Source organism: Eubacterium sp. AF15-50 (genome assembly GCF_934835595.1).
GTDB lineage: Bacteria > Bacillota > Clostridia > Lachnospirales > Lachnospiraceae > Eubacterium_G > Eubacterium_G segne.
Genome location: NZ_CAKVZL010000057.1, coordinates 7,061 through 14,125, shown reverse-complemented (window position 1 = coordinate 14,125; position 7,065 = coordinate 7,061). Strand labels below are relative to the sequence as shown.

The following is a 7,065-nucleotide window of genomic DNA, read 5'->3' as shown; positions in this document are numbered from 1 at the left end:
ACCTCCCTACGGGGACTGGAATGAAAAACTGTTAGAAGAAACAGATATGTCAATTGTGCTGTGGAGCGTAGACCCGGAGGACTGGAAGGATAGAAATGCAGATGTTGTGGCAAAAAGAGTGATTAAAAGCACCCGCCCCGGGGATATAATATTGTTACATGATATTTTTGGAACATCTGTTGATGCAGCACTTAAAATTGTGGATGAACTACAAAGTAAGGGATATCAGTTTGTGACGGTGGACCAAATAGAGGATTCTAATTTAATAAAAAAACAAGTTGTGGAATAATCAGTGGGATGTTATACTTTACGGGAGATTTTAAATAAAAACTTAAGGAGATATAAATATGTTTGGAGCAGTTATTTATAAATATTTAATAGTTTTCCTGGTATCTATGGTGCCAATTGTTGAACTTAGAGGAGCCATTCCCATAGCAGCAGGAATGGGGCTTCCAATGGTTACATCTTACATTATCTGTGTTATTGGAAATATGCTTCCGGTACCTATAATATTTTTGTTTGCAAGAAAGGTATTAATATGGGGAGCAGATAAAAAATATATTGGAAAGTTTTTCTCATGGTGCATAGACAAAGGTGAGCGTGGAGGGGAGAAGCTTAAGTCAAAGGCAGGAAGGGGACTTTATGTTGCCCTTATGTTATTTGTAGGAATACCTCTTCCGGGAACAGGTGCATGGACGGGAACATTGGCAGCAAGCTTCTTAGATATGGATTTTAAAAAGAGCGTAATAGCCTGCATGGGAGGCGTACTTTTAGCAGGTATAATAATGGGAGTTTTAAGTGCCTTGGGAGTGTCGGCATTTAGTGCTACAGTTTAAGAATGGAGCGTTGTATGGCAAAGAAACAAATGAATTACGACTATATGTATAAAGGACAGAAGAACATCACTAAGGGAACCACAGATGGGAAATACACCCCGGGAATGGTTGGAAAAATAACCATGGCAATAACCATTCCATCAGCCTTAATTGCGTTTATTTCAGTAATGATGGCAATTTCTGGAATACAGCAGGCTATATTAGTAACAATAGTTACGTTTATAATATCCTTTGTGGGAAGCATAGTTTTAGCAATTGACATTGTAATATTTAACAGAAAAGAAAGAAAAAAATATAAAGACACGGAAACACCTAAGGGACCGGATATAATGAGGATACTACATTTAATTATAGGAGTATTTGTGGGCATCATTATAGGATACCTCCTTTGGGGAGCCAAAAACTAAATGAACGAAGTTCATTTTTATAAATGTTTTTGGCGAACTGCCGCCGAATGAAATGAGGGGGCAACACAATGGAGCCAAAAACTAAATGAACGAAGTTCATTTCTATAAATGTTTTTGGCGAACTGCCGCCGAATGAAAGGAGAAGTTTAAATGGATACATTACCCAAAGACCCGGTTATGCTTTTAAGCGTTGTAAATACCAATTTAAGAGATTTTTACGGAAGCCTTGATGATTTTTGCAGGGCAAAGGATGTGGATAAAAGTGAGATAGAAGAGAAACTGGAAAAAATCAATTATAGCTATGATGCCACATCAAATCAGTTTGTATAAAATATAATGGTAAGTTTGATAAAACCCCGTTAATATGATATGATAATTTAGTTGTAGATTATTTATCAATATAACGAGGTTTTTTATTATGAAATGGAATAAATACACTTTAAAAACAACCACTGAAGCTACAGATTTTGTCAGTGGTATTATGATAGAATTAGGAATTAACGGAATACAGATAGAGGATAATCTCCAGATTACCCAGGGGGAAAAGGAGAAAATGTTCATTGATTATCTGCCGGATTTGCCGGAAGATGACGGTGTGGCATATATCAGTTTTTATACGGAAGAAAATGCTGATGATGAAAATGACGAAAATCTCTTAGAAAGTTTAAGGGAAAAGTTAAAGGAAGCAAACGGTTTTATTAATATAGGTGAAGGAAGCATAGAAAAATCCACTACAGAGGACGTGGACTGGGTTAATAACTGGAAAAAATATTTTAAGTCATTTATGGTAGGTGATTTTTACATTAAACCTACATGGGAGAGTGTAGATGAAAAGTATTCACATATGCAGATGATTGAAATTGATCCGGGAACAGCTTTTGGAACAGGGAAACATGAAACAACACAGCTTTGCATTAACCAGCTTACAAAGTATATAAGAGCCGGTGATGAAGTATTGGATTTAGGCTGTGGAAGCGGCATATTATCCATTGTTGCAAAGAAGTTAGGGGCAGGACATGTGGATATGACAGACATAGACCAGGCTGCAATAGATGCTGTGTATGATAATTTTAAGGTCAATAAAATCCCTATGGATGACGTTGAAGTTATATTGGGAAATGTGTTAGATGATGAAAAAATGCAACAAAAATTTGAAAATAAAAAATATGATGTTGTGGTGGCAAATATTTTGGCGGATGTTATTATTCCAATTGCCGGTATTGTGGATAGATTTTTAAAGGATGGAGGAATATTTATTTCCTCAGGAATTATTTATATGAAGGAAGAAGCAGTAAAGGAAGCGGTGGAAAATAACAGAGGATTAAAATTAACAGATGTAGTTAAACAAGGCGACTGGCGGGCTGTTATGGCAGAAAAAAGGTAGAGAAATGTATAGATTTTTTGTTGAGGAAAACCAAATCGGTGAGGACAGAATTACCATTACGGGAAAAGATGTAAACCATATAAGAAATGTTTTGAGAATGAATGTGGGAGAGAAGGTTTTAATAAGTAATGGTATGGACAGGGAATATGTATGCTCCATAGATAACATTTTAAAGGATGAAGTTCAGGTTATAATAGAAGATGTAAACGGTCCTGCAAGGGAACTTCCTGTTAAAGTTACTTTATTTCAGGGACTTCCAAAGTCAGACAAAATGGAAACGGTTATTCAAAAAATGGTGGAGTTAGGGGCATATGAAATAGTTCCTGTTGCCACTAAAAGATGTGTTGTTAAGTTAGATGCAAAAAAGGCGGAAGCCAAAACAAAAAGGTGGAATCTTATAGCGGAAAGTGCCGCAAAACAGTCAAAAAGAGGAATTATCCCCAAGGTTTTACAGCCGGTGTCTTTTAGTAGGGCGTTGGAAATGGCAACCAACATGGATATGATTCTGATTCCTTATGAAGAGGCTGAAAATATGGATATTACAAGGGATATAGTTTCAAAAATAAAAAAAGGCATGTCTGTTGGAATTTTCATAGGACCTGAAGGAGGGTTCGCACCGGAAGAGGTTTTAGAGGCAGCAGAATATGGTGCAAAGCAAATAACTCTTGGAAAAAGAATTTTAAGAACGGAAACAGCCGGTATGACAATTATGTCGGTAATAATGTATTTGACGGAAGAATAGTGAGGAAACACAAATGGAAGCGTATTTCGACAATTCAGCTACTACTAAAGTAACTGAAAATGTAAAAAATATAGTTGTAGATGCAATGACAAAGGATTATGGAAATCCATCTTCTATGCATATGATAGGCGTAGAGGCAGAAAAATATATAAAGGATGCTAAAGACTGTATTGCTGATATTTTAAAGGTAGATAGCAAGGAAATATATTTTACATCCGGTGGAACAGAATCAAATAATATGGCAATAATAGGTTCTGTTGAGGCAAATAAAAGAAGTGGAAACAAGGTAATTACTACAAAGGTAGAACATTCTTCCGTGGCAAATCCAATGAAGTATTTAGAAAAAATGGGATATAACGTAGTATACCTTCCTGTGGATGAATACGGCGTGGTGGATTTAGAGGCACTAAAAAAAGAGATGAGTGAAGACACAATATTAGTGTCAATAATGTATGTAAATAACGAAGTTGGTGCCATAATGCCAATTCACGAAATAGGAAAATATATAAAAACAGTAAATCCAAAGGTGGTTTATCATGTGGATGCCATTCAGGCCTTTGGTAAAATGGAAATTAGACCTAAAAAGGACAACATTGATATTTTAACCGTTAGCGGACACAAGATACATGGACCTAAAGGAAGCGGTTTTATTTATATAAAGAAAAATACTAAAATCAATCCTATAATTTTAGGAGGGGGGCAGCAGGAAGGCATGCGTTCAGGAACGGAAAATGTTCCGGGAATTGCAGGAATAGGTTTAGCGGCAAAGGAATGTTATGATAATTTAGAAGAAAACGTAAAAATCATGACAGACTTAAAAGACTATCTTATTGATAAATTAAGCGGCATAGAAGGTGTTACAATAAACAGCAGAAAGGGAGATAAAGGTGCTCCCCATATTGTAAGTGCAAGCTTTTCAGGGGTAAGAAGTGAGGTATTGTTACACGCTCTTGAAGATAAAGGAATATATGTGTCAGCAGGAAGTGCCTGCTCATCTAACAGACCTGCCGTAAGTGAAACATTAAAGGCAATGAAGGTAGATAAGGATTTGTTAGGTTCCACCATAAGATTTAGTTTTTGCAAATTTAACACAAAGGAAGAAGTAGATTATGCAGTGGAAGAAATAACAAAGCTTCTTCCGGTTTTAAGAAAATATGTAAGGAGATAAAGGAAATGTTTAAATCATTTTTAATAAAGTATGCGGAAATCGGGGTAAAGGGAAAAAACAGATTTTTGTTTGAAGATGCTTTAGTTGACAATGCAAGAAGGGCATTAGATAAAGTTGACGGTGATTTCAAGGTCACAAAGGAATATGGAAGAATATATGCAACAGCTGAAAACGACTATGATTTTGATGAAGTTGTTGATGCTCTTAAGCACGTATTTGGTATTGTGGGAATTTGTCCTATGGTACAAATTGAAGATAACGGATTTGAAGATTTAGCAAATCAGGTTATAAAATATATTGATGAAAATTATGAGGATAAGAATTTTACATTTAAGGTTATGGCAAGACGTGCCAGAAAAAATTACCCTATGGAGTCAATGGAAATTAATGCGGAAATGGGAGGAAGAATTCTAGAGGCATTTCCTGAAACAAAGGTTGACGTTCATAACCCTGATGTGATTTTAACCATTGAAATTAGAAATCATATAAATATTTATTCAAAAATAATTCCGGGACCGGGAGGAATGCCGGTAGGAACAGCAGGAAAGGCAATGCTTTTGTTGTCAGGAGGAATTGACAGCCCGGTAGCAGGATGGATGACTGCAAAGCGTGGTGTAGTAGTGGATGCAGTATACTTCCATGCACCTCCATACACATCTGAAAGAGCAAAACAGAAGGTAGTGGATTTGGCAAAAATCGTATCTGAATATTCAGGACCAATGAAGTTATATGTAGTTAATTTTACAGATATTCAGATGTATATATATGATAAATGCCCTCACGATGAACTGACTATTATTATGAGAAGATATATGATGAGAATAGCTGAATATTTTGCAAAGGAAGAAGGAGCACAGGCATTAATTACCGGTGAGTCGATAGGACAGGTGGCAAGTCAGACCATGCAAAGTCTTGCAGCAACAAATGAGGTATGTACACTTCCGGTATTCAGACCTGTAATAGCTTTTGATAAACAGGAAATAGTAGATGTATCATTAAAGATTGGAAGCTATGAAACATCAATACTTCCATATGAGGATTGCTGTACAACTTTTGTGGCAAAACATCCGGTTACAAAACCTAATATTAATGTAATTAAAAATTCAGAAACTCATTTAGCTGAGGAAATAGACAGAATGTTTAAGGAAGCAATTGACACAGTAGAAGTAATAGAAATTAACAACTAAAAAAAGACACAAAAAAAGTGGCTGACTAAAAAATTAGCCGGCCACTTAGGCTTTATTCGTATTTTTTAAGAACTTCAAGGATTTCATCAAGATTGTCCTCGTTATGTATATTCAAATCAATTGGTTTTGACAAATCAAGACTGAAGATGCCCATAATAGATTTTGCATCTATAACATAACGTCCTGAAACCAAGTCGAAGTCGTTATCAAATTTTGTGATATCATTTACAAATGATTTAACCTTGTCGATAGAGCCTAAATTAATAGTAACTGTTTTCATATTTGTACACCTCTCTTTTTTTATCTCTTTCCTTTACATAATAGCACGGATTTAACATTTGTTCAATGAGAACAAATAACAAAATTACAATTAAATATAGGTTAAATTAGTGTAAATTTGTATAAGGTGCAGAGGCTTTAAAAAGAAAGGTTTAAAATAAAATATTTGGAGATTAGAATGAAAAAGGTAGCATTACACAACTTAGGATGTAAGGTAAATTCTTATGAAACAGAGGCAATGTCCCAGCTCCTTGCAAATGCAGGGTATGAGATAGTTTCTTTTTCTGAGAAAGCCGACGTATATATAGTAAATACATGTTCTGTAACTAATATGGCTGACAGAAAATCAAGACAAATGCTTCATAAGGCAAAGAAAATGAATGAAGGTGCCATTGTGGTGGCAACAGGCTGCTATGTGCAGACAGCCTCTGAGAAAATTGCAGAGGATTTGTCTATAGACATAATTGTGGGAAATAACAAAAAGAAAGAAATTGTGGAAATATTACAGGAATATTTTAAGGAACACAAAAAGAATTATATTATTGACATAAATAAGACTGATGAATATGAGGACTTGGAAATTGCCACTGTTACGGAGCATACCAGGGCTCATTTGAAGATTCAGGACGGATGCAACAATTTCTGCTCATACTGCATTATTCCTTATGCCAGAGGGCGAATAAGAAGCAGAAAAATGGATAGTATAAAAGATGAATTGGAAAGATTGGCAAATAACGGATTTAAGGAAGTTGTGTTTACGGGAATTAACTTAAGTTGTTATGACGATAATGGAAAGAAATTAATAGATGTAATAGAATTAGCTGAAAATACAGAAGGAATTGAACGTATAAGATTAGGCTCCCTTGACCCGGAAGTGGTAACGGAGGAATTTGCCCACAGATTATCAAAAGTTACAAAAATCTGTCCTCATTTCCATTTGTCCATGCAAAGCGGATGCGATACAACGTTAAAAGCCATGAACAGACATTACACATCAGAAGAATATTATAACAAATGCATGCTTCTCAGGGAGATATTTATAAATCCCGCATTTACCACAGA

Annotated in this window: 8 protein-coding genes and 2 pseudogenes (1 of these 10 running past the window's edge); 9 read left to right on the top strand and 1 reads right to left on the bottom strand. The window is 35.5% G+C overall.

The window, feature by feature from the left end; all coding sequences use genetic code 11:
* From Q5O73_RS07375 to thiI, 8 genes and pseudogenes are all read left to right on the top strand, one after another.
* Positions 1-289: pseudogene (locus Q5O73_RS07375) on the top strand (hypothetical protein); the annotation flags it as partial.
* 58 nt (positions 290-347) lie between these two features.
* Positions 348-836, top strand: a complete 489-nt coding sequence (locus Q5O73_RS07370; protein ID WP_021952714.1) for a small multi-drug export protein — start codon at positions 348-350, stop codon at positions 834-836.
* A 14-nt stretch (positions 837-850) separates the two neighbouring features.
* Positions 851-1,243, top strand: coding sequence for a hypothetical protein (locus Q5O73_RS07365; RefSeq protein ID WP_021952713.1), 393 nt, complete (start codon positions 851-853; stop codon positions 1,241-1,243).
* 150 nt (positions 1,244-1,393) lie between these two features.
* Positions 1,394-1,573: a DUF4250 domain-containing protein gene (locus Q5O73_RS07360; RefSeq protein WP_021952712.1), complete on the top strand. Its 180-nt coding sequence runs from the start codon at positions 1,394-1,396 to the stop codon at positions 1,571-1,573.
* A gap of 88 nt (positions 1,574-1,661) precedes the next feature.
* Positions 1,662-2,627, top strand: coding sequence for a 50S ribosomal protein L11 methyltransferase (gene prmA, locus Q5O73_RS07355; protein WP_302669367.1), 966 nt, complete (start codon positions 1,662-1,664; stop codon positions 2,625-2,627).
* 4 nt (positions 2,628-2,631) lie between these two features.
* On the top strand, positions 2,632-3,369 hold the full coding sequence (locus Q5O73_RS07350) for a 16S rRNA (uracil(1498)-N(3))-methyltransferase (protein ID WP_021952710.1): 738 nt from the start codon (positions 2,632-2,634) through the stop codon (positions 3,367-3,369).
* Positions 3,370-3,382: 13 nt separating this feature from the next.
* Positions 3,383-4,537 (top strand): cysteine desulfurase family protein, encoded by a 1,155-nt coding sequence (locus Q5O73_RS07345; RefSeq protein WP_021952709.1) that lies wholly within the window; start codon positions 3,383-3,385, stop codon positions 4,535-4,537.
* 5 nt (positions 4,538-4,542) lie between these two features.
* Positions 4,543-5,724 carry a tRNA uracil 4-sulfurtransferase ThiI gene (gene thiI, locus Q5O73_RS07340; RefSeq protein ID WP_021952708.1) on the top strand — a complete coding sequence of 394 codons (1,182 nt, stop codon included), beginning with the start codon at positions 4,543-4,545 and terminating at the stop codon, positions 5,722-5,724.
* Between the two features lie 52 nt (positions 5,725-5,776).
* On the opposite strand, the gene Q5O73_RS07335 is transcribed toward thiI, so the two are convergent.
* Positions 5,777-6,004 (bottom strand): hypothetical protein, encoded by a 228-nt coding sequence (locus Q5O73_RS07335; RefSeq protein ID WP_021952707.1) that lies wholly within the window; start codon positions 6,002-6,004, stop codon positions 5,777-5,779.
* 177 nt (positions 6,005-6,181) lie between these two features.
* On the opposite strand from Q5O73_RS07335, the pseudogene mtaB reads away from it, so the two are divergent.
* Positions 6,182-7,065: pseudogene (mtaB, locus tag Q5O73_RS07330) on the top strand (tRNA (N(6)-L-threonylcarbamoyladenosine(37)-C(2))-methylthiotransferase MtaB); it runs 418 nt beyond the window's last position.